The 22,657-nt window shown below is 47.1% G+C and carries 20 protein-coding genes; 1 reads left to right on the top strand and 19 read right to left on the bottom strand.

What is annotated here, in order from left to right:
- Positions 1–7 precede the first annotated feature (7 nt).
- The 8 genes from ffh to recG all read right to left on the bottom strand — a co-directional run bounded on the left by ffh (position 8) and on the right by recG (position 10,811).
- Entirely contained in the window at positions 8–1,450 is a 1,443-nt protein-coding gene (gene ffh / locus ACSYSK_RS05415; RefSeq protein ID WP_491714139.1) for a signal recognition particle protein, read from the bottom strand.
- On the bottom strand, positions 1,450–1,794 hold the full coding sequence (locus ACSYSK_RS05420) for a putative DNA-binding protein (protein WP_491714140.1): 345 nt from the start codon (positions 1,792–1,794) through the stop codon (positions 1,450–1,452). Before ACSYSK_RS05420 ends, ffh begins: the two co-directional genes overlap by 1 nt.
- Before the next feature lie 14 nt (positions 1,795–1,808).
- Positions 1,809–3,122 carry a signal recognition particle-docking protein FtsY gene (gene ftsY / locus ACSYSK_RS05425; RefSeq protein WP_491714141.1) on the bottom strand — a complete coding sequence of 438 codons (1,314 nt, stop codon included), beginning with the start codon at positions 3,120–3,122 and terminating at the stop codon, positions 1,809–1,811.
- A gap of 18 nt (positions 3,123–3,140) precedes the next feature.
- Complete coding sequence (smc, locus tag ACSYSK_RS05430; protein WP_491714142.1) at positions 3,141–6,689, bottom strand: chromosome segregation protein SMC; 3,549 nt, start codon at positions 6,687–6,689, stop codon at positions 3,141–3,143.
- A 20-nt stretch (positions 6,690–6,709) separates the two neighbouring features.
- On the bottom strand, positions 6,710–7,405 hold the full coding sequence (rnc, locus tag ACSYSK_RS05435) for a ribonuclease III (RefSeq protein WP_491714143.1): 696 nt from the start codon (positions 7,403–7,405) through the stop codon (positions 6,710–6,712).
- A 67-nt stretch (positions 7,406–7,472) separates the two neighbouring features.
- Positions 7,473–7,715 (bottom strand): acyl carrier protein, encoded by a 243-nt coding sequence (gene acpP / locus ACSYSK_RS05440; protein ID WP_491714144.1) that lies wholly within the window; start codon positions 7,713–7,715, stop codon positions 7,473–7,475.
- A gap of 16 nt (positions 7,716–7,731) precedes the next feature.
- Positions 7,732–8,754 (bottom strand): phosphate acyltransferase PlsX, encoded by a 1,023-nt coding sequence (gene plsX / locus ACSYSK_RS05445; RefSeq protein ID WP_491714145.1) that lies wholly within the window; start codon positions 8,752–8,754, stop codon positions 7,732–7,734.
- Positions 8,755–8,774: 20 nt separating this feature from the next.
- Positions 8,775–10,811 (bottom strand): ATP-dependent DNA helicase RecG, encoded by a 2,037-nt coding sequence (gene recG, locus ACSYSK_RS05450; RefSeq protein ID WP_491714146.1) that lies wholly within the window; start codon positions 10,809–10,811, stop codon positions 8,775–8,777.
- Positions 10,812–11,046: 235 nt separating this feature from the next.
- Between recG and rpmB the strand changes: the two genes are divergently transcribed.
- Positions 11,047–11,232: a 50S ribosomal protein L28 gene (rpmB, locus tag ACSYSK_RS05455; protein ID WP_491714147.1), complete on the top strand. Its 186-nt coding sequence runs from the start codon at positions 11,047–11,049 to the stop codon at positions 11,230–11,232.
- A gap of 109 nt (positions 11,233–11,341) precedes the next feature.
- On the opposite strand, the gene ACSYSK_RS05460 is transcribed toward rpmB, so the two are convergent.
- The 11 genes from ACSYSK_RS05460 to gmk form a co-directional block, all read right to left on the bottom strand.
- Positions 11,342–12,001: a thiamine diphosphokinase gene (locus tag ACSYSK_RS05460; protein WP_491714148.1), complete on the bottom strand. Its 660-nt coding sequence runs from the start codon at positions 11,999–12,001 to the stop codon at positions 11,342–11,344.
- Positions 12,001–12,642 carry a ribulose-phosphate 3-epimerase gene (gene rpe, locus ACSYSK_RS05465; protein ID WP_491714149.1) on the bottom strand — a complete coding sequence of 214 codons (642 nt, stop codon included), beginning with the start codon at positions 12,640–12,642 and terminating at the stop codon, positions 12,001–12,003. The genes ACSYSK_RS05460 and rpe overlap by 1 nt, the downstream gene beginning before the upstream one ends.
- A 27-nt stretch (positions 12,643–12,669) precedes the next feature.
- Entirely contained in the window at positions 12,670–13,548 is an 879-nt protein-coding gene (gene rsgA / locus ACSYSK_RS05470; protein WP_491714150.1) for a ribosome small subunit-dependent GTPase A, read from the bottom strand.
- 44 nt (positions 13,549–13,592) lie between these two features.
- Positions 13,593–15,026, bottom strand: a complete 1,434-nt coding sequence (gene pknB, locus ACSYSK_RS05475; RefSeq protein ID WP_491714151.1) for a Stk1 family PASTA domain-containing Ser/Thr kinase — start codon at positions 15,024–15,026, stop codon at positions 13,593–13,595.
- Entirely contained in the window at positions 15,026–15,754 is a 729-nt protein-coding gene (locus ACSYSK_RS05480) for a Stp1/IreP family PP2C-type Ser/Thr phosphatase (RefSeq protein ID WP_491714152.1), read from the bottom strand. Before ACSYSK_RS05480 ends, pknB begins: the two co-directional genes overlap by 1 nt.
- Positions 15,755–15,778: 24 nt before the next feature.
- Positions 15,779–17,125, bottom strand: a complete 1,347-nt coding sequence (gene rsmB, locus ACSYSK_RS05485) for a 16S rRNA (cytosine(967)-C(5))-methyltransferase RsmB (RefSeq protein ID WP_491714153.1) — start codon at positions 17,123–17,125, stop codon at positions 15,779–15,781.
- Positions 17,112–18,068 carry a methionyl-tRNA formyltransferase gene (gene fmt / locus ACSYSK_RS05490; RefSeq protein WP_491715868.1) on the bottom strand — a complete coding sequence of 319 codons (957 nt, stop codon included), beginning with the start codon at positions 18,066–18,068 and terminating at the stop codon, positions 17,112–17,114. The genes rsmB and fmt overlap by 14 nt, the downstream gene beginning before the upstream one ends.
- Before the next feature lie 56 nt (positions 18,069–18,124).
- On the bottom strand, positions 18,125–20,506 hold the full coding sequence (priA, locus tag ACSYSK_RS05495) for a primosomal protein N' (protein WP_491714154.1): 2,382 nt from the start codon (positions 20,504–20,506) through the stop codon (positions 18,125–18,127).
- On the bottom strand, positions 20,503–21,705 hold the full coding sequence (gene coaBC / locus ACSYSK_RS05500; RefSeq protein WP_491714155.1) for a bifunctional phosphopantothenoylcysteine decarboxylase/phosphopantothenate--cysteine ligase CoaBC: 1,203 nt from the start codon (positions 21,703–21,705) through the stop codon (positions 20,503–20,505). The genes priA and coaBC overlap by 4 nt, the downstream gene beginning before the upstream one ends.
- A 93-nt stretch (positions 21,706–21,798) precedes the next feature.
- Positions 21,799–22,014 carry a DNA-directed RNA polymerase subunit omega gene (rpoZ, locus tag ACSYSK_RS05505; protein WP_491714156.1) on the bottom strand — a complete coding sequence of 72 codons (216 nt, stop codon included), beginning with the start codon at positions 22,012–22,014 and terminating at the stop codon, positions 21,799–21,801.
- The gene (gene gmk, locus ACSYSK_RS05510) at positions 22,011–22,631 is read right to left on the bottom strand and encodes a guanylate kinase (protein WP_491714157.1); all 621 of its coding nucleotides are present in this window, start codon (positions 22,629–22,631) and stop codon (positions 22,011–22,013) included. Before gmk ends, rpoZ begins: the two co-directional genes overlap by 4 nt.
- Positions 22,632–22,657 lie beyond the last annotated feature (26 nt).

Here is a 22,657-nt window from a genome sequence, read left to right on the forward strand (position 1 = left end):
CCGTAAATTACTTTCGTTTCTTACCCTTACGTGCCTTTTTTAATTTCTTTAATTTACGTTTTTTATTCTTGCGTGCCATTTTACTCATCGACATCTTGGCCATCTTGCCCGACATTCCGTTGCCTAAGACATTTTCTAAGCCGGCAAAATTGCCATTAGAAACCTTAGCCATCATATCGCGCATTTGCTTAAACTGCTTGATCAGCCGGTTGACTTCTTGAACGGGACGCCCCGAACCAGCAGCGATCCTCCGCCGCCTACTTGGTTTCAAAATATCAGGATCTTCGCGTTCCTGTTTGGTCATCGAATAAACGATCGCCTTGGTGTGTTCCATGTCTTTAGGATCGACCTTCACGTTTTTTAACGCCGGATTATTGGCCATCCCTGGGATCATCTTGACGACGTCTTCTAACGGTCCCATTTTATTGAGCTGGTCTAGCTGTTCCAAAAAGTCATTAAAATCAAACGAGTTGGCCTTCATCTTTTCTTGCAGGTCTAGCGCTTTTTGCTCGTCATAATCTTTTTGCGCTTTTTCGATCAGGGTCAACATGTCGCCCATCCCTAAGATACGTGAAGCCATCCGTTCGGGATAAAAGACATCGAGGTCGGTCATTTTTTCGCCCTGACCAATAAATTTGATCGGCTTACCAGTCACAGCCCGAATAGATAAGGCGGCACCGCCCCGGGTATCGCCATCTAATTTAGTCAAAACGACGCCCGTAACATCTAGTTGTTCATTAAAGCCATTCGCCACTTCGACCGCATTTTGCCCGGTCATCGCATCAACGGTCAGCAAAATTTCGGTCGGGTGCGCCAGCTCTTTGATCTCGCTTAACTCTTGCATTAACTTAGCATCGATCTGTAAGCGCCCCGCCGTATCCAATAGGACGTAATCGTTTTTATCCGCCTGTGCTTGTTTTAAGGCCTCACGAACGATCTCGACCGGACTGACAGTCGTGCCCATTTCAAAAACAGGGATAGAGAGCTGTTCGCCTAATTGCTTTAACTGGTCGATAGCGGCCGGACGGTAAACGTCACCGGCTACCAGTAACGGGCGGGCTTGTTTTTCGGTTTGTAACCGGTACGCTAATTTAGCAGCCGTGGTCGTTTTACCTGCCCCTTGCAACCCCACCATCATAATGATCGTCGGGATTTTAGGCGCCTGGTTCAACGGGACCGCTTCTTGGCCCATGACATTGATCAGTTCTTCGTTGACGATCTTGACGATCTGTTGTGCGGGCGTCAAACTTTCTAGGACTTCGGCGCCCACCGCCCGTGTTCGGATCTTTTTGATAAAATCCTTAACGACCGTGAAATTAACGTCGGCTTCGAGCAAAGCCAAGCGGATCTCACGCATTACTTCTTTAACGTCAGCTTCACTGATCTTACCTTTCCGCCGTAATTTGCCCAACGCATCTTGCAGTCGTTGAGTTAGTCCTTCAAATGCCATTAGTCTTCCTCGCTTTCTGAATCCAATTTAGTGATCAGTGCTAATAGTTTATGGTCGGTCGGATAAGTTTGCTGTGCGTATTTAACTAACCGGTCTAAGCGCTGATTGGTCCGCAAAAAATCACGGTATAAGTGCAATTTTGCTTCATAAGACTCCAGTATTTTCTCAGTCCTATTAATATTATCATAAACGGCTTGGCGTGAAACCGCAAAATTGGCGGCAATTTCGCCTAACGAGTAATCATTACGGTAATATTCATCTAAGTAAGCTAACTGTTTTTGCGTCAGTAATGGCTGGTAAAAGTCAAACAACGCGTTGATCCGGTTAGTTTTTGCAAGTTCCATGCCACCATCTCCCACTAATCTGCTGGGTGCGCGATCAAATCTTTAAATAAACCGACGACAAATTTTTCGGGAACAAATAGCTGTAAGTCTTCCATTTGCTCTCCTAATCCTACCAGTTTGACCGGTAAGTGCAATTCGTGTCTGATTGCAAGCACGATCCCGCCGCGCGCGGTACCGTCCAGTTTGGTCAAGACGATCCCGGTAACTTGGGTAACTTCCTTAAATTGTTTGGCCTGCGTCAAAGCGTTTTGCCCCGTCGTCGCGTCTAATGCCAGCAAAACTTCTTGGGGTGCATCCGGTAATTCCCGTTTGACTACCCGTTTGATTTTAGCCAACTCGTTCATCAAGTTGACCTTGTTTTGCAACCTGCCAGCCGTGTCGATCAGTAAAATGTCGTAATTTTCTCGTTGTGCTTTTTGGACCGCATCGAAAGCAACCGCAGCAGGATCGCTTTGCGCCGGTTTTTGCACGATGTCGACTCCCACTTTTTCGGTCCACTCAGCCAACTGTTCGATCGCCCCGGCCCGGAAAGTGTCACACGCCGCTACCAAAACTTTTTGGCCTTCTTGACGGTACTTATAAGCTAATTTACCGATCGTGGTAGTCTTTCCGACCCCGTTGACTCCGACAAATAAAAACACGGTAGGTCCGCTGGTTGCAAACTGTAACGCGTTATCCTCGTTTTTACCGTCTTCTTCGTAGAGATCGACCAATTTTTCCACGATCGCGTCGGAAACTTCAGCCTTTGTCTTAGCGTTGCGCAACTTAACTTCGTCTTGGAGTTCCCCGCTGATCTTAAGTGCGATGTCAAATCCCACGTCGGCTTCGATCAAAGTTTCCTCTAAATCCTCAAAAAAATCCTCGTCGACGTGACGAAAATTAGCCAGTAACGCATTGATCTTCGCCCCAAAACCCTGACGCGTTTTAGTCAGTCCTTGATCGTAAAGTTCATCAGTCCCGGCAGTCGTTTCTTCTTGTGACCGCTGTGCCGTTTCTGGTGATACTTCATCTGCTGGCGCCGTTTTTGTACTAGTAACTGGCTCAGCCTGCCGGGTCACGGTCTCACTTACTGGCGGTTGTTCCGGCTTAGTTGTCACTTCCTTGGGCTCTGCTGGTTTTTGCGTACTTTGTAATTTTGCCACTGCTGCTGGTTGTTGGTCAGCTTCAGTTTCCTGCAGTTGTGCCGGTGCCGTTTTGGGCACATCATTTTGAGGTGTTTTTTGTTCTTCTTGTTTTTCAACTGGTACTTGCTGCTCTTTGGTGGTAACCGGTTTTTCGTCTTGTTTACCCCCACCAAAGGCTTTCTTTAGCTTATCAAAAAGTCCCATTTAAAAAACCTCCCTTACCTACTTGTCTGCTATGATATCTTTGATTGCCACCGAGACTACCTGTGAAACCCCAGACTCTTGCATCGTGACTCCATACAAGGTGTCCGCTTGCATCATCGTTGCCTTGCGGTGGGTAATAATGATGAATTGCGTTTGCTGGTCTAATTTTTGCAAATAACGCGCGTACCTGTCAATATTAGCCTCGTCTAACGCCGCTTCGGCCTCATCCAAAATCACAAAAGGCACGGGCTTGACTCGCAAAACGGCAAATAATAACGTGATCGCCGTCAGCGTCTTTTCGCCTCCCGAAAGTAAGCTCAGCTGGCGGGCGTTTTTACCAGGCGGTTGTGCGGTGATCTCGATGCCAGTTTGCAAGAGGTCCGTCGGCTCCGTCAACGTTAAGTGCGCGGCCCCCCCTTCAAACATCACCGGGAAAATCTGCGCGAAGGCCGCCGCTACCTGATCAAATGCCTGCTTAAATTTGCGTTTGACCGTCACGTCGATTTCTGCCATACTTTGTTCCAACTGTTTTTTAGCCACTAAAAGGTCGTTTTGTTGCCGTTGCAAGAATTCAAAACGTTCCTTTACCCGTGAGTATTCGTCAATTGCACCCACATTTACTTCTCCTAAATCGGCTATTCCTAATCGCAATAGTTTTAACTGGCGGGCAATCTCTTGTTCGTCAGTTGCTAATTCTTGCTGGCGGGCCGCTTCATAAGTCAACTGGTATTTTTGTGCGAGTTTTTCTATTGCTTGATCGAGTAGCGTTTCCACCTTACTTTGCGCTACTTGCACGTCATTTAGCCGATTTTGCGTGACTTGTCGTTGCTGACTAGCCCGTTCTAGCTGCCGCTGTTTTGTATCAATCTGCTGCTTATTTTCCTGTTTTTGCTCTTCCAATTCCTGCGTTTGGTGCTGTGCGGTTTGGTATTGCTTTTTGATCTTGGCCAACTTAGCAACCAAATCACGTCCTTGTTGTTGCTTGGCATCTGTTTGGGTCTGCAATTTATGCAAGGTAGACTGCTGCTTTGCCAGCAGCTGTTGTAACCTAGTCTGTTGGTTTTGAACTTCTTTTTCTTGCACCTGCAGCGCAGCTTGTTTTTGCTGCTCCAGTGCCACACTTTGTTTTAACTGCGCTTGTTGTTCGTGATAATATTGCTGCGAACTTTGAGCCGTCAAACTTGCCTTTTGCTTGAGCTTTAATTGTTGTTGCAGTTGTTCTAACCGCTGCTTAACCTGCTCTTGTTGGTATTTTAGTTGGCGCAATTCTTGTTGTTGTTGCTGGCTAGCTTGTCGTTGCTGTTTGCTTTTTTGGATCAGTGTTTGGCATTTTTCTTCTTGGTGTTGCCCATCGGCTTGAGCCTGCAACAGCCGTTCTTTTGTCTCCTGTTGTTGCTGACGTTGTTGCTGTTGTCGTTGTTGCAACTGTGCTATTCTTTGGGCTAACTCCGCCAGTTGCGCGGTCATTTTACGGGTAGTTTCCCTGAGCGGTACTATTTTTTGTTGCATCGTCGCAATTTCAGTTTGCAACTTTTGGGGGCGTTGTTTTTGCTCTAATAAGCCTAAACGACGCTGCTTATTACTGCCACCTGCCAGCGAGCCGCCGACGTTTAACAACTCACCGGTCAAAGTCACGATCCTGACTTGATGATGCAACACCGCAGCGGTCTTGATCGCGGCGGTTAAATCAGTCGTAACGACCGTGGCCCCCAACAGATAAGCCAAAACGTTTTCGTTACCCGCACTTACCGTCACTAACTGACTAGCGATACCACAAACGCCCGGCAGTCCAGTTAATAATTGCCGCTGACTAGCGGATAAATGCCGGGGACGAATAGTTTGTCGGGGTAAAAAGGTCACCCTGCCCAGCCGGTTCTTTTTTAAATAACCAATGGCTTCTTTAGCCGCCTGTTCATCGGTCGTGACGATCTGTTGCAGCTGTCCGCCTAACGCCGTTTCAACCGCCAGCGCGTATTTAGCGGGGACCGTTAGCACCTCGGCTACGGAACCGATGATGCCGTTCAGTTGTTTTTTAGCCCGTAAAATATTTTTAGCACCCTCGTAATACCCCGAATAATTAGCAGAAATTTGCTGCAGCGCCTTGAGCTGGGCCGTTGCCTGTTGCAAAATGGCTTCCGCTTGTTCCCGGCGTTTTTGGTGCGTCGTCAGTTGTTGCTGTTGCTCTTGGTATTTTTGGTTGAGCTGTTGTAAGTCAGCAGCCAATTGTGTACTTTGTTGCTGCGCAGTCGCAGCTTCTTTTTGACTAGCGGTAAGGCGTTTTTGACTAGCAGCCAATTGTTTTTGCTGCTGCCGGTAAGCCGTAGTCGTTTGTACCTGTTCGGCTTTTTGTTGCTGCTTTTGCTGTGTTAAGTACTCTACCTTACTAGCTAACGCAGCTTGCTCTTGCAGCTGTGTGCCATTTTGTTGTTGCAATTCAGTAATTTCTCGTTGCAAAGCATCCTGGTCGTCCACCACGTTCAACGCAGCCTGACTAGCGGTCAACTGTTGGAGTCGTTTTTGTGTTGCCTGTATCTTTTTTTGCAACTGCAAGCAATGTTTTTGACTAGCGGCTAAATCACTTTGATTTTCCCTGATCTGTGTCAGTAATTCCTGTTGGCGTTGGTGATGAAAACTTTTTTGCTGACGCGTCATTTCGGTTTGTCCGGTCATTCTTTCCTGTTCACGCGCTAACTGTAATGACCTTGCCTGTAAGGTGCTTAATTGTTGTTCTAAGCGCGTTTGCTGGTCAGTTAATTGTTGCACTTGGTGCTTTTTTTCCTGCTGCAAGTCAGTTTGTTGCTGCAAGTCAGCAGTCAGTTGGTGAATCTGTTGTTGGTTTTCTTGTCTCTGTTTTCGCTGCTGTTCGAGTTGCAATACGGTCTGACTTAGATCATAGTGCGCGAATTGCTTTTTTTGTGCCAAATAATCACGCGCAATGCTTGCCTGCTTTTCTAACGGTTCTTTTTGCCGCGCCAATTCTACGATAATGTCATTACTGCGCTGCAAGTGGTCTTCGGTCTGTACTAATTGTTGTTTAGCCTGTTGCTTTTTAATTTTATACTTAGAAATCCCCGCCGCTTCTTCGACCAAAAAGCGCCGTTGCTCAGGCTTACTGTTAAAAATTGCTTCAACTTTGCCCTGTGAGATGATCGCAAAAGAATCCCGGGAGATCCCGGTATCTAACAACAGGTCGTTGATATCTTTTAAGCGGACCTTACGCTGATTCAACAAAAATTCGCTTTCTCCGGAGCGATAAAGACGCCTAGTGACCGTCACTACGGGCGGTTGTTTGCTTAAAGTGTGGTCTTGATTATCAAATTCCACAACAACTTCAGCCCGGTTTAAAGCGGCTCTAGTCTGCGAGCCACTAAAAATAATATCGGCCATCTTAGACCCGCGTAAACTTTTACTAGACTGTTCACCTAAACACCACCGCAAAGCATCGACGATATTGCTTTTACCGCTACCATTGGGACCAACGATCCCAGTCAATCCCTCTTTAAACTCTATTTTGGTGGGGTTTGCAAAAGATTTGAAGCCAGTCAGCGTTAACGCCTTTAGTTTCAAACAGAGTTCCTCCCTAATGCTTACTTATTTTGCAGCCGGTGTAAGGCTTCGTTAGCCGCAGCTTGTTCCGCCGCTTTTTTAGCCGAACCGCTACCCGTGCCTAACTTTTTACCGTTAGCATAAACCGCCATCTGGTAAATCTTAGCGTTATCCGGCCCCGTTTGCCCCAGTAATTCATACTTGATCTCGCACTTACCGTGTTGCTGCAGCAGTTCTTGCAACTCGGTTTTGTGGTCAAAGAAGTGATCAAACCAACCTAAGTCCAATTTAGGAAACACCACTTTACTGATAAAAGTGACTACACTATTTTTCCCCTGGTCCAAATACAACGCGCCGATAAACGCTTCAAAAATATCACATAATAAAGAAGGACGCTGCCTAGCATTGGCCTTTTCTTCGCCCTTGCCCAGCCGGATGTATTCGTCAAAGTGGCATTCCTTGGCAAATTTACTAAAGCTATCCTCACACACGATCGCCGCCCGTAAACGCGACAGTTGTCCTTCATGCATCATCGGGTAACGTTTATATAAGTATTCGGAAACGCACAACTGCATGACTGCGTCGCCTAAAAACTCGATTCTTTCGTAGTATTTTAAATCTTTTTGTGGGTGCTCGTTAGCGTAAGAAGCGTGCGTAAAAGCTTCGTCTAATAACGCAGGATCGGCAAAATCGATCCCAAAATTTTCTTTTAAATGGCGCTCTAAACCAATTATCAATTCGACTACTTCCTTTTTCCTTTAGTTCACCTGTTAAAAAAACTGGCACTAACAGCCAGTTTCTTGCTTACTTTTGGTGTTGGGCGATAAAATCAACTGCCTGCCCGACGGTCGTTAATTTCTCGGCGTCTTCGTCGGAGATCTCCGCTCCAAAAGTGTCTTCTAATTCCAACACCAACTCGACAATGTCGATCGAATCCGCATCTAAATCAGCCTGAAAGTTCAGTTCGTTAGTTACCTTTTCAGCGGGCAACGAAAAACGGTCCGCAATAATTTGTGCAACTTTGGTAAAAATTTCTTGTTTAGTCATTTCTGTCACTCCTTAATTACTGGTTATCGTCTGCTTTAGCCTGTTGTTGGGCAAAATAAGTACTAAAACGCGGCACCATTTCATTTTCCAACATACTTCTGATCTGCTTTAACGTATAATAGATCGTTTTGGCATCACTTGCCCCGTGAGCCTTAACTACCGGAGCCTTAGTTCCTAACAGCACCGCTCCGCCATAACGTGACTGATCGACTGTCGTGAGCAAGCTCTTTAAGTCTTTTTTCAGTAGCAGTGCTCCTAATTTCCCGGTCGGACTGGCGCTTAGCAAGGTGTTTTTAAACAAGTGCATAATAGCAGAAGCAGTCCCTTCGATTGCTTTTAGCACCGCGTTGCCGGTGAAACCATCGGCCACCACGACATCGCACACCCCGGTCAACAGGTCGCGGGCTTCCACGTTACCAACGAAATTGATCGTTTCTTCTGCGGCGATCATCTGATAAGCCGCTAAGGTCAATTTGCTGCCCTTATGCGGCTCCGTCCCGTTGTTGAGTAGCCCGATCCGCGGATTTTTAATCCCCCGAACGCTGGTCGCGTAATATTTACCTAATAAGGCGTACTGGTACAGCTGTTCGGGTTTACTATCCGCATTAGCCCCGCTATCTAGCAGGTTAAATGAATCCGCCTGGTCGCCCGCAATCACCGGCAAAGTGGAAACTAACCCGGGACGAATGATGCCCTTGATCCGCCCCACTAATAACAGTCCCGCTGCTAGTAATGCCCCCGTATTACCACACGAAAATAGTGCATCGGCCTGTCCTTCTTTAACGGCCTGCGCCGCCATCACTAACGACGACTTTTTCTTGCGCCGGATGGCCCGGACGGGTTCATCGTTCATCTCAATTTTTTCGTCGGCTTGTACCAACGTGATCCGCTCCGTGTGGTGCAATAACGGGTCGATTTGGTGTTTATCACCAAATAATACAAATTCTACGTCCAAAAATTCATCGCGGGCTAGTTCGACACCTGCAACTACACTTGCAGGTGCGTTGTCGCCGCCCATGGCATCAATTGCTATTTTCATCTTATCATTTCCTTTTATCATTAATCAAAATCACTAGGTAGTGTGCGTCTTAAGTACTGCAATAATGGTCCGTTGGCCGGGTCTTGTAAAAAATCAGGTGCGGCTAACAGCGTTTGTGCTTCTTGATTAGCAGCCTGTAAAATATTTAAATCAGCCACCGGATCGCCGACCTTAAAATCGGGTAAACCAGATTGCTTAGCCCCCATTACTTCACCTGGACCACGCAACTCCAAGTCTTTTTGGGCGATTTTAAACCCGTCGTTAGTCGCGACCATCGTTTCCATCCGCGCTTTACTATAATCACTTTTAGCGTCGCTTACCAGTAAACAATAAGATTGCTGGCTGCCCCGCCCAACGCGACCTCTTAGTTGGTGCAACTGCGCTAAACCAAAACGCTCTGCGTCTAAAATCAACATAACGGTTGCATTGGCAATGTCAATGCCGACTTCGATCACAGTGGTCGTTACCAACACGGAAAATTTATGCTCCTTAAAATCCTGCATTACCTGCTGTTTATCGGCACTCTTCATTTGTCCGTGTAATAACCCCACCTTAAAATGCGGTGCCAGGTAAGCACTTAATTGTTGGTAAGTTTCCTGGGCGTTTTGCAAGTCCATCATTTCAGACTCAGCGATCAAAGGTGAGACTACGTAAGCCTGAACCCCTTCGTGTAACTGCTGTTCCAAAAAATGTAAGGCGTTATTTTCCTGCTTTTTTAAAAACCACTTCGTGACGACCGGGCGCCTTCCTTTAGGCAACTCATCGATCACGGAAATATCCATCGTCCCGTAAGTCGTTAGCGCCAAGGTCCGCGGGATCGGGGTCGCCGTCATCGCTAAGGTGTCGGGATTTTTCCCCTTGAACTGCAACGCCTCGCGCTGCCGCACGCCAAAGCGGTGTTGCTCGTCTGTGATCACTAATCCCAGGTCGTGGAAAGTTACGTTAGGCTGGATCAGCGCTTGGGTTCCGATCACCAAGTTGATCTCTCCGCTTGCCAGGTGCCTTAGTAGCTCTTCTTTACTTTTATTAGTACTCGAGCCGGTCAGCAAAGCCACGTTAATGCCAAAAGGAGTAAACAGGCGCGCTAATTTTTCAGCGTGTTGCTGCGCTAAAATTTCGGTCGGCGCCATTAACGCACACTGCAGCTGCGCACTGATCGTCGCGTACATCGCGATCGCGGCCACGACCGTTTTGCCCGCACCAACATCGCCTTGTAAAAGCCGGTTCATTTGCACCGGCTGACGTAAGTCCCGACAAATCTGATTAACCACTTTCTTTTGAGCCGTCGTCAACTCAAACGGCAGCGTCGCAATGAATTTACTTAAAGCGTCGTTGTCGTAAATCAGCGCTTGTCCCGGCTTAGCGCGATCATTTCTTTTGAGCAGCTGCAGCGCACATTCGTATTTGAAAAACTCTTCAAAAATTGCGGAACGACGGGCTAATTGTGCCGCTTTGGCGGTAGCCGGAAAATGCATATCGTGAATCAGTTGGCGCCTGGATTCCAAGCGAAATTTCTGCTCGATACCAGGCGGAACAATATCGACTAATAGTTGTTGGTACTGAGCGTAAGCCTGCTTAACTAACTGCTTGATCGCACTTGGTTTAATTTCTTGGTTGGACCGGTAAACCCCAGCAAAATCTTGCGTCGTCTGTTTAGTAAATAATTTGATCCCATTAATAGCCTGGCGTTTAGCATTATACTGCCCGTAAACTGCAACCTGACAACCGGCCACGACTTGTTTTTTTAAATACGGCTGATTAAAAAAAGTAACTAAAACGACGTCTTTTTCTACCAGTAAGCGAAAATTCAAGCGACTCTTGCGGTAGCCAAACCGGGTCAAAATCGGTTCGGAAACCACCGTTCCTTTGACGGTCGCTTTTTGTTGTGGTGCTAATTCACCAAGCTTTTTAGTACTGAAATCTTCATAGCGAAAGGGATAAAAAGTCAGTAAGTCATCGATCGTATTAATTCCTAATTTATTGATGGCCGTTAACTTTTTAGGACCGACCCCCTTTAATACCGCAGGGGAATCCTGCAAATCTACCACGCTACCCATCTCCCGTGTTCACTAAAATTATCCTTGTTGTTGCGGTGAACAGTTATTTTTAACCGCGCCAGTCACCTCGTCTTTAAATATTCATCTTTTCATTTTACCATACGCTTTTACTATTAGCTAGAAGCTGGTCTTTAAGGTTGCCAAGTAATTTTACTTTACACAAAATTCTTGCAATTTAACAGCAATTATGATAATTTATTCTAGTGATTTACGTTTTCGGAGGGAGGATTATCTAATGGCTAAAGATTATGTTACTGGTCGTAAAACCACTTTTGGTAAGAAGCGTTCTCATGCTTTAAACCAAACTAGCAGAAGTTGGAAACCTAATTTACAAAAAGTCCGTATTTTAGTAGACGGTAAGCCTAAAAGAGTTTGGGTCTCGACCCGTGCTTTAAAATCAGGCAAGGTTACCCGCGTTTAACACACAAAAAAGGACTGGGGCAAAAGTAATTTTGTCTCGGTCCTTTTTTGTGTCTTCTTTCTCAACTATCACTTGATCCTGTTACCTCAAGCGGCCCTGGCACCAATTTTTAGTCGTGACTTTGAATAACCGCGATCATTCCCTTAGTAAACGAAAATTGCGCCGTATCCGTCACGAATTCATTACTCGACAAGGCGATCGGCGTGGGATAATTTTGTTTAGTCACTTCGTACTTAACGTTTTTTAACGTTAACTCCGCCACCGGACTCAAAGCAACAAACGCTAAGTACTTAGTCGCCGGTAATTTTTGCAGCGTATGTACTCCGGGAGTAAAAAAGGAAATATCATTCCAGCGATCCCGTAAACTGATTTTAGGAGCTAGCGGTTCAAATTCAGGCATAAAAACAAAGTACAGGTTCGCTAAAAATTGGTCCAAACGTGCTCCGGTCGCCCCGTAGATCACGATCTGATCAAACTTAAGCTCCTGTTTAATATAACGCAACGCGAGCATCGTGTCGGTGATGTCTTCTTTTTTAGGACAGACCACACTATGCTTGCTCTTTTCTTGAACTAATTCGACCTCTTTTTTAGTGGACGAGTCAAAATCTCCCACCGCTAACACGGGGTTGATACCAGCGCGCACCAAACGGACCGCGCCGTAATCCGCGCCGACCCAGACCTCATCTGCCTTAGCAGTGCGTAAATGCTGCTCCAAATCAACCGGCCACTGATCGGGCGGACCGCCAACTAATAAATTAACCGCCCCCATTACTCGGCCGCTTTTCTTAACGTTGCCAGCTGTTCTTGAGGCGATTTATCAGCACCAAAAATGTAAGAGCCCGCAACGGCAACAGTCGCACCGGCTCGTTTAGCAGTCACGATCGTTTGGTCGTTGATGCCCCCATCGACTTGGATCTCGAAATTAAATTTTTGGCGGTAATGTGCGAGCTGTTCGATCTTGTGAACCGTTTCCGGCAAAAATTGCTGCCCCCCTAGTCCGGGATCGACGGTCATCACCAAAACTTCGTCGACTAGCGGTAACACTTCAACGATCGCGGCTACACTAGTTGCCGGGTTAATAACTACCTTAGCTTTCATCCCAGACTGCTTGATTTGGGTCAGTACCGCATGTAAATGATGCGTTGCTTCTACATGAACGCCAACCATATCAGCTCCCGCAGCCGCTAAAGGCTTAATGTATTTGGCGGGATCAGCTACCATCATATGACAGTCAAATAGCAACTGGGAGTGCGGACGCAACGCAGCCACTACGTTAGGGCCAAACGTCAGGTCCGCCACAAAATGGCCGTCCATGATATCGATGTGCAAGTAATCGGCCGTAGCAACAGCGCTCACATCCCGAGCTAGGTTAGCAAAATCGGCGCTTAAAATCGATGGTGCAATTTTCATGATAACAACTCCTTAAATGATTGATCTTCAGCGATATTTAGGCTTTTGTTGTGCCAGCTGTGTTTGTAATGCGACGTAATTATCGTAACGACTCTTTAACAAACTACCAGCTGCCACCGCCTGTTTGACAGCACACTGAGGTTCTTTTAAATGCAAACAACCACGGTAACGACACTGCGACTGCAGCGCGGTAAAATCCGGGTACAATTCGGGGAGCTGTTCTTTAGTCACATCTCTCAGTTCAAAAGACGAAAAGCCGGGAGTATCCGCTAATAATTGGTGCCCGACTTGAAACAAGCTCACCTTTCTGGTGGTATGCTTTCCCCGACTTAACGCCTGTGAGATCGGTGCCGTCGCTAATTTTAACTGGGGCACTAACAAATTGAGAAACGTCGATTTGCCCGCACCCGTTTGCCCCATTACCACTCCGGTCATGCCACATCCGCTCAGCCACTCACTGATCTTAGCTGCTACCGGGTGACTGGCACTATAACAAGAGTAATACTTTTGGTAATAATTGACCAGTTTTTCTAAGTGCTCAGCCTCTGCTACGCTCAACAAGTCCACCTTGGAAAAGTATAATAACGGAGTGATTTTTTGGGCCTGCAAGCTCAATAACTGTCTGTCCAACAAATTAGTCGTCAGTGTCGGTTCCTTACAAGCGGTAACGACGATCGCAAAATCAATATTAGCTACCGGTGGGCGAACTAACTGATTTTGCCGGGGCAAGACCCGTAACAAATACCCCTCCCGTTGATTTGCCGCCTTAAATTCTACTAGGTCACCGACTAGCGGCGTCACTTTTGTTTTGCGGAAATTGCCGCGTGCACGGGTCCGATAAACTTGCTGGTCCACTAAAACATCGTAATAACCGCTCAAAGACTGAATAATTCTCCCTGTTTTCACTAGCTACCTCGCTTTTAATTTCAATTTAATGACATTTGCCGTTATTAATACCGCTCAGCAACCACAAATTCGACCGTCGTCTTAGGTAAGAGCACTTTTTTACCCGCAGGAATACTCTGGCTAATGATCTTACCTGGGGTGGTATACAGCGAATATTCATTTTCATAACGCACGGTCACCCCACGCCTAGTCAATTCTTTTTTGACCTCTTCGTACGATTCACCGGTATAATTTTTAAAACGGACCTTCTGGGGCCCCGCCGCTATCAGCAGATCAACTTTAGTACCCTCGCGCACCTCATCTTTAGCCGGTGGGACCGACCGGATCACTTGTCCCCGGTAATAGCGGTTATTTTTTAAATACCTAATATGACCTACTTTTAGTTTCTTACTGTGTAAGTCAGCGATTGCCGTTTGCCTACTGACTCCCCGCAGATCAGGAACTATCACGTTGCGGACGGCTAACAACTGGGCCGCACTGGTACCGACTAGTAATACTAAAAATAACAACAGTACTAATAACAGTTTTTTTCTCTTAGAATGTTTCGGCTTCACTTGTGATCCGGGTGCGGGTTCATCCGCAATTTTAGTTAAAACCTTAGTTTCCTCTTCTGCAGTACTACTGGGCGTAGGCTGCCAGGGAGCTTCATCTCGCCTGCTAGCGGCAAAAACACTGCTCAAATCACGAGCCATCTCGCTTGCACTGTGATAACGATCCCGTAATTCCTTAGCCGTAGCGTGTAAAATAACATTTTCTAACGCTTGGGGGATCTCCGGGCGAATTTCTTTTACCGACGGCATCTTTTCGTGGTAGTGTTTCATCACCACCGAAATCGCAGATTGCCCCTGATACGGCACGCGTCCGGCCAACAACTCAAATAAAATGATCCCTAGTGAATAAATATCAGTCTGCTGGTTGACCAGGCTACCACGGGCCTGCTCGGGCGAAATATAATGGACCGAACCTAAAACGGTATTGGTTTTAGTCATCGTCGATTGCGCCACCGCGACCGCGATCCCAAAGTCGGTCACCTTAACGTTGCCTTCGGCCGATAATAAGACGTTTTGGGGTTTGAGATCGCGGTGGATGATCCCGTGACTGTGGGCAACCTCAACTGCTTGCAACAGTTGTTCCATGATTTCAACTACCCACGTCAGCTCAAAGGGATAATTTTGCTTAATGTACTGTTTGAGATTCATCCCGGGAACGTATTCCATCACTAAGTACTGCATTCCTTGACTAGCACCAATATCATAAATATCAACAATGTGGGGGTCGCTGAGTTCGGTCAAAGACATCGCCTCGCCCTGAAAACGTCTGATTGCAGCCGGATCGTCGTTCATATCCAAGCGCAATAATTTCACAGCCACATTGCGGTGCAAAATTAAGTCATAGGCTAAAAAGACATTAGCCATTCCACCTTCACCCAGATTGGCATCGATCCGGTAACGACCACTTAAAACATATCCCGGCGACATCAGTGCGTCACCTCAAGTTCTAATAATAATACGGTGATATTATCGTGGCCGCCAGCTTGATTTGCTAAATCTATTAACTGCTGACACTTAAGATCACAACTCTGCGATCCGCTTAAAACTCGTGCGATCTGTTCGTCTGTTACCATATTGGTCAAGCCATCGGTACACAACAACAACTGGCCGGTCGGCAAATCAAGCACCTGTTGGTCTAAACGCGCATCGGCGGAAACACCTAAGGTGCGTGTCACCAAATTTTTTTGCGGGTGGTGTTTGGCTTGTTCCGCGCTGATCTCTCCACGCTGCACCATTTCGTTGACTAACGAATGATCTTGCGTCAATTGCCGTAGCTTGCCGGCCGTAAATAAATAAGCCCGACTATCACCAATGTTTGCGATCAGTAATTTTTCTTCAAAGAGCAACGCGCAAACTAACGTGGTCCCCATGCCCGCTAATTTCTGGGTCGCAGAGGCCAAAATCAGACTATTTTCCTGCGCTACTTGGTCTTGCATCCAAACTAAAGCATCCCTGACGGCGTGCCAAGTAGTTTTTTCAAACTGCGCACCGATGTGTGAAACCGCCATTTCAGACGCAACTTCTCCGCCTAAATGTCCCCCTAGCCCGTCGGCCACTAATCCCAAGATCATTCCCTGAGAATTTTGAAAAAAGCCGACGTAGTCCTCATTTTTGTGGCGTACCCGGCCGATGTCACTGCGATAAGCATATTTCATAGCTAACTCCCCAATTGTTAGGCCCTATTTTTTTAATAATGTCGCGATAAAAAAGCCATCCGAATCAAAATCTTGCGGCAAGACCGTTAAAGCTAATTCCTCACGATCATCCTTTAGTTTTTTAGTAGTTACCGTTTTGACCTGCGTAAAATCAGGATGTTGTGCTAAAAATTGGGTGATCACTTCCTGATTTTCCTGCGGCATGATCGTACAAGTGCTGTAAGTCAAGCGTCCCTTGGAACTGACCAAATCGGCAACAGCAGATAAGATCTCTAATTGTACCCGGGCTAAATTAGCTACATCCTGAGCACTTTTTTCGTACTTGATCTCTGGTTTACGGCGCAAAAGACCGATTCCAGAACAAGGAGCATCTACTAATACCTGGTCAAAACTACCAGGAGCAAAGCGAGTAGCGGCCTGCCTAGCATCCAAGGCCTGAGCTGCAATTTGCTGAGCCAAACCCAAGCGCTGAGCATTTTGCTCGATCAGTTTGACCTTATGTGCGTGTAAATCTAACGCACAAACGTGGTTAGTTGCTGCTAACTGAGCTGCAACCTGTGTCGTTTTTCCCCCGGGAGCAGCACAAGCATCTAATACCCGGTCTTGCGGTTCAACTTGCATCGTTTCCACGCTGAGCATCGCACTTTCGTCTTGCACGGTCACCAACCCTTGCTGGTAAGCCGCACTGTGGGGGACAAAACCGCCGCTAACCAATAATCCGGCACTAGCTACGACACTAGGTCGTACTTGGAATCCCTCTTTAGTCAAAGCCGCGGTGGCCTCTTGCACGGTTGCTTTAGCTAAATTAACACGCACACTTTGTTTGGGTGGCTGTAATGATTTTTGCAACAGTAAGTTGGTTTGTTCCTGCCCGTAAGCAGCACTTAACCGTTGGACTAGCCATAAAGGTGTACTCGTAGCTACGCTGATCCTTGATAGCGGATCGGCAATTTGCGTGATCTCAGGCAAGCCGTTGCGCTGAATCGCGTGTAACACCCCCGTCACAAACCGGCGAATCCCCTCGTGTCCTTTGTGTTTAGCGATCTCAATGGTTTCGTTAAAAACGGCTCGGTCCGGGATCCGTTCTAAGTACTGCATTTGATAAACGGCCATGGCCAACAAAATTTTGACCCATAACAGCACTTTTTGCGGCTTTTTAATGTAAGGACGCAAGTCAAATTCCAGCGTTAGTTTATTTTGCAAAACGCCGTAAACTAATGTTGTATATAAATGCTTATCTTGAAACGATAGCTGACTTTGCGCGATCGTTTGGTTTAATAATAGGTTAGAATAGGCTTTTTTTTGCTGCACTTTGAGCAACGTTTCGAGCGCTAAGTAACGCGGATTATTCTGCCAGTTATTTTTCGTCACTGATCAATACCTGCCCTTGCTTGATTCCGTGCCCGCTGCCGTTTAAATAAGCGGTGATCGGCATGCGCTGTTTACCAGCCGGTTGTAACTCTAATACGCGATAAACGCTGTGATCTCCGGCCGCCAGTTGCAATTCGTGTTTAGTCACCGTCACCACCGTACCGCTAGGCAAGTCGGTCTTTGAGTTCAGCGGTTCAACTTGCCATAACTTCGTGCGCTGCCCGTTGAAATTACTAAAATAGGCCCCCGGCTGTGGCCGCAACGCCCTAGTATGCCAGTCGATTTGTTGGGCCGTTAACGTTAAGGTCAATTCTTCTTGTTCGGATTTGATCGTCGGTGCAAAAGTCACCTTTGCTTCGTTTTGCGGGCTAGCAGTCAGCTGACCGGCAATCAGCGGTGGCAATTTTTCTAATAAGAGATCACGGCCAAGCACGCTGAGTTTAGCAAATAACGTACCGGTATCATCGCTAGGCATGATCGGTAATTGGGCTTGCCCCAACATCGCGCCGGCATCCATTTTTTTGACCATGTAGATCAAAGTGACCCCCGTAACACTAGCTCCGTCTAACAACGCGTATTGAACGGGAGCACCCCCACGGTACTTAGGTAATAGTGAACCATGAACGTTGACCGCCGCAATTTTAGCACTCTTTAGCAGTCGCTCCGGCAAAAACTGCCCGTAAGCCGCGGTAATTATCAGATCCGGTTGCCACGCAATAATTTGTTCCATTTCCGAACTACCACCGATTTTTTCCGGCTGTAATACTGGTAAGTCATGCTTTTGCGCGAGCTGTTTGACTGGCGAAGCCTGCAGTTTTTTCTTACGTCCTACCAGCCGATCGGGTTGCGTGACTACCCCTTTAATTTCGTAATTTTGTGCGAGTAACCCCGCTAAGATGGGAACGGCAAACTTCGGGGTCCCCATAAAAACAATTGATGTCATCATTTTCCTCATTTCTACTACTGAATTAACAAGTAACCTCAATATACCTCATTATCCTAAATGAAATCTAGTGGGTCACGGTCAATTTTTAGTTGTAATTGGCGCTGCTTTTGATTTTTGACCAGCAATTGCTGCAAAAACTCAGCTAACCGTGGCTCTTTTTTATACTTGATCACTAACTGATAATAAAACCGATTGTTGATGCGCGCGATCGGCTTGGGCGTCGGCCCTAATATCCGTGCCTGGGGCGACAGGATTCGTTGCAACTGACCGTAAATTTCAAAAATCTTCTTAGCCGCCACTTCTTCTGTCGGGTGACTAGTAGTCAGCTGGATCGTAAAATAATACGGCGGGTAACCGATCCTGTGGCGGATATTCATCTCGGTCACAAAAAATCGTTCGTAATCCTGTTTTTGTGCCAGTTGGATCGCGTAGTGCTCGGGATTAAAAGTCTGGATCAAGACCGCGCCTTCCTTATCGGCCCGCCCCGCGCGACCACTGACCTGCGTCAGCAACTGGAAAGTTCGTTCACTAGCCCGAAAATTAGGGAAGTTCAAGCTCGTGTCGGCATTTAACACCCCCACCAAAGTCACCGCAGGAAAATCCAATCCCTTAGCGATCATCTGCGTTCCTAACAAAATATCAGCCTGGTGTTCACCGAATTTTTTTAACAACGCCGCATGGGCCCCCTTGCGTTTAGTGGTATCAACGTCCATCCGTAAAATACGCGCACCCGGTAACAAACGGTGCAACTCTTCTTCTACTTTTTGGGTACCAGTTCCATAAGAACGGATCTTGTGACTGCCACAACTCGGACACTCTTGTAACAACGGCTCTTCGTGTCCGCAATAGTGACACTTCATCGAATGCGTATCCATGTGTAAGGTCAACGAAATATCACAGTTGGGACACTTCAAAACAAAACCACACTGCCGGCACATTACAAAGGCAGAATAACCCCGCTTATTAAGCATCAAGACCACCTGTTCGTGGCGTTCAAGCCGCGTTTTGATCGCACCTAATAACGGTTGGGAAATATCACTTGCCTGTGTTTTTTTGAGCTCTTGACGCATATCTAACAACTTGACTTGTGGTAACGGTGCGCCGTTGATCCTGGTATCCAAGCGTAACCAACGATAAACCCCCTTTTGCGCGCGTGCCCGGGATTCTAAAGAAGGAGTCGCGCTGCCTAAAACTACCGGACAATGGTGCCACTGTCCCCGTTTTAACGCCACATCCCGTGCGTGATACTGGGGCATATCTTCTTGTTTATAGCTGGTCTCGTGTTCTTCGTCCATAATGATCACGCCGATCTTGGTCAGCGGTGCAAAAATGGCGGAACGCGCGCCGACCACCACGCTAGCTTGCCCCCGCTCTATTCTCCGCCACTCATCGTAGCGCTCGCCTTGAGACAAACCACTGTGCAAAACTGCGACCTGCGTACCAAAACGCGACTTCACTCGTTGAACCATCTGTGGGGTCAGTGAAATTTCTGGTACCAGCATCAACGCAGTTTTACCCTGCTGCAAAACCGCCGCCATGACTTGCAGATAAACTTCGGTCTTGCCGCTGCCCGTCACTCCTTGCAATAAAAAAGTCGCCGCTTGATTTGCACTGACCGCTGCTAAAATCGCTGTGACCGCTTTTTGCTGCGCGGGTTGTAACTTTTGCGGCGCGGTTCTCGGTCCCGCTGTCGCCACTTCACGGTATTTTTCTACCTGCTTTTTAGCCAGCCAGCCCTTAGTCACGGCGTTATTGATCGCCGCGTTAGAAACGTGTAGTTGTTTAAGCAACTGGCTTTGTTCCACTTGCTGTACGTTTGAGTCGTGAAAAAACTGTAAGATCTTACGCAAGTTGACCGCATTGGCCGGCAACTTTTCTTGAGCCGCCAAATTTTGTTCATCACTTAGTTTAATGGTCAAAACTGAAACTTTTTTGGCCCGCGCTTTACTGGCTACGTGCTGCAATACCTCCGCTTTGTGCTCCTTGACAAGCCGGAGGATCTCTTGGTATTGCGCCAGTGACAAGTTTTTGACCACGATTTCTTTTTTGCCCGCAAAAAGTTGGTGGAGCGCGGGACTGACTTCATCAGTCAAGAGGCGCACGGTTTTAACGTAACTGGCTTTTAACGCGGAAGGCAGCATCGCTTGCAGACAGGTGATCATAAACGAAAACGTCCACTGTGCCAACCAACGCGCCAAACTCAACATTTCAGCGTTTAACACCGGGGCAAAATCCAGCACCATCTTAATTTCTTTGACGGCAAATTCCGGCTGCTCATTTCCCAGCTGAATTACAAAGCCTAAAACATCACGCTTACCAAACGGCACCACTACCCGCATCCCCGGCATCACTTTGATCTTCGCCGGAACCGCATAAGTATAAGGTTTATTAGTCTGCATGGTGGCAACATCGACGATCACTTGTGCGTACTTCATGAATTTCCTCTTTGCATTAATTCTGTGACTTTAGTTAACACCCGCGCAGCAATTTGGTCCTTGCTATCCTTCGCTACCAGTTGCGGCTTTTGCTTTTGTGTCAGTAAATAAACTTCATTTTGGTCCGCATCAAAACCGATGTCGGCCCGAGAAACGTCGTTTAATACCAGCAGATCCAAGTTTTTAGCCCGCAACTTTTGTGCGCCGTTAGCCAGTAAATCGTTAGTTTCCGCCGCAAAACCGACCATCAGCTGGTTAGTTTTTTGTTTTCCTAACTGTGCCAAAATATCGGGATTCTTGATCAAATTCAGCTGCAGCGTCTCTTCATTTTTCTTAATTTTGTGATTGGCAACTGTCGCTACGCGGTAATCGGCCACAGCGGCTGCCATGATCACCACGTCGCTAGCGGCAAAACGAACGTCAAGTGCGCGTTGCATTTCGTTTGCACTAGTTACATTCACTACGGTAACGCCAGCAGGTGGCGTCAGCGCGGTCGGTCCACTGATCAAGGTCACTTGTGCTCCCCGTGAAGCGGCCTTTCTTGCCAAGGCATAGCCCATCTTGCCACTGGAACGATTGCTTAAATAACGCACCGGATCGAGCGGTTCTATCGTCGGTCCCGCCGTCACTAAAATTTGAGTGCCAGCTAGATCTTGGTCTTGCTCAAAGTGCGCTTGTAACCATTGCCAAATTTCTGCTGGCTCTGGCAGCCGGCCTTTTGCTGCATAACCTTCGGCCAAAAAGCCACGGGCCGGGTCCATCACGGCGATTCCGTCGGCGCGTAGTGTCGCTAAATTGCGTTGTGTCGCGGGATCAGCCCACATCTGGTCGTTCATCGCCGGGATCACGTATTTAGGTTTAGCGGTGGCTAGTAACGTGGTCGTGACAAAATCAGTAGCCAGTCCCAGTGCCATTTTAGCAATTACGTCGGCTGTCGCGGGGACCACCACCGCACAATCGGCCCACCGCGCTAATTCGATGTGGCCAACAACTCCTTGTTGACTAGCGGCAAAATCCGTAGCGACTTCGTGTTGACTCAAAACCGCAACGGTCTGCACACTGATAAATTCAGTAGCCGCGTGGGTCATTGCGACGCGCACAGCAATTTTTTCTTTCACCAGTATCCTGATAAATTCAACTGCTTTGTAAGCCGCGATCCCGCCTGTCAAATAAACAGCAACCTTTTTTGGTTTATCCATAAAAATTTTCCTTCACTTATTTAGTTAGTACAGCACAATTTTAGCATAATAAAAAAAGATCCGCCGCACGCGAATCTTACAACCAGCTAATTTCTATTTAATGTCGTCTTTTTGCGGGTCAGCAATTTTCAAATTACCCGCCTCCACTTCTTCTAAAGCACGGCCGACGTTTTTATCGGAAGTATACTTACTAAGTAGCGGCATCGCACCTGCATCCAAGGCATGAGCCCGTTTGGCCGCCAACATCACCAACGAGTAACGTGAATTAACTTGTTCCAATAATTTATCAACAGAAGGATATAGAATCATTTGAAAGCATCTCCTAATTGTTTTTTATAGTCTGGTAAAAAGCGTTTTACCCGCCAGCGTTCAGCGCGAATGATCGTTTTGATCTTTTCGGCGGCGCGCTCGACCTCGTCGTTAACCACCGCGTAATCATAATTTTGCATCATTTCGATCTCTTTCACGGCCGTTTTCATGCGTTTATTAATTGTTTCCATGTCATCGGTCCCCCGGTGAATGATCCGCTGGCGCAGTTCCATCAAGTCCGGCGGCGTTAAGAAAATGAACAAGCCATCGGGAACCTTACGCCGGACTTGCATGGCTCCTTTGACCTCGATCTCTAAAAAAACGTCCTTGCCGTTATCCAGCTTTTCATTAACATATTTTAACGGAGTTCCGTAATAGTTGTCAACATAAGAAGCGTACTCTAGCATGTCTCCTTGTTCGATTTCTCGTTCAAACTCTTCTTTAGAAACAAAATAGTAATCCCGTCCGTTAACTTCACCGGGGCGCATCTTCCGGGTAGTCATTGAAATCGAATAGTCAAATTTATTTCCCGCCTGAGAAAAGATCTCCTTTCTCACGGTTCCCTTCCCCACTCCTGATGGTCCCGAAAGGACGATCAACATTCCTCGTTTAGACATGCATGAAAACTCCTTAGTTTAAGTAT

Source organism: Ligilactobacillus sp. ESL1201 (assembly GCF_058503265.1).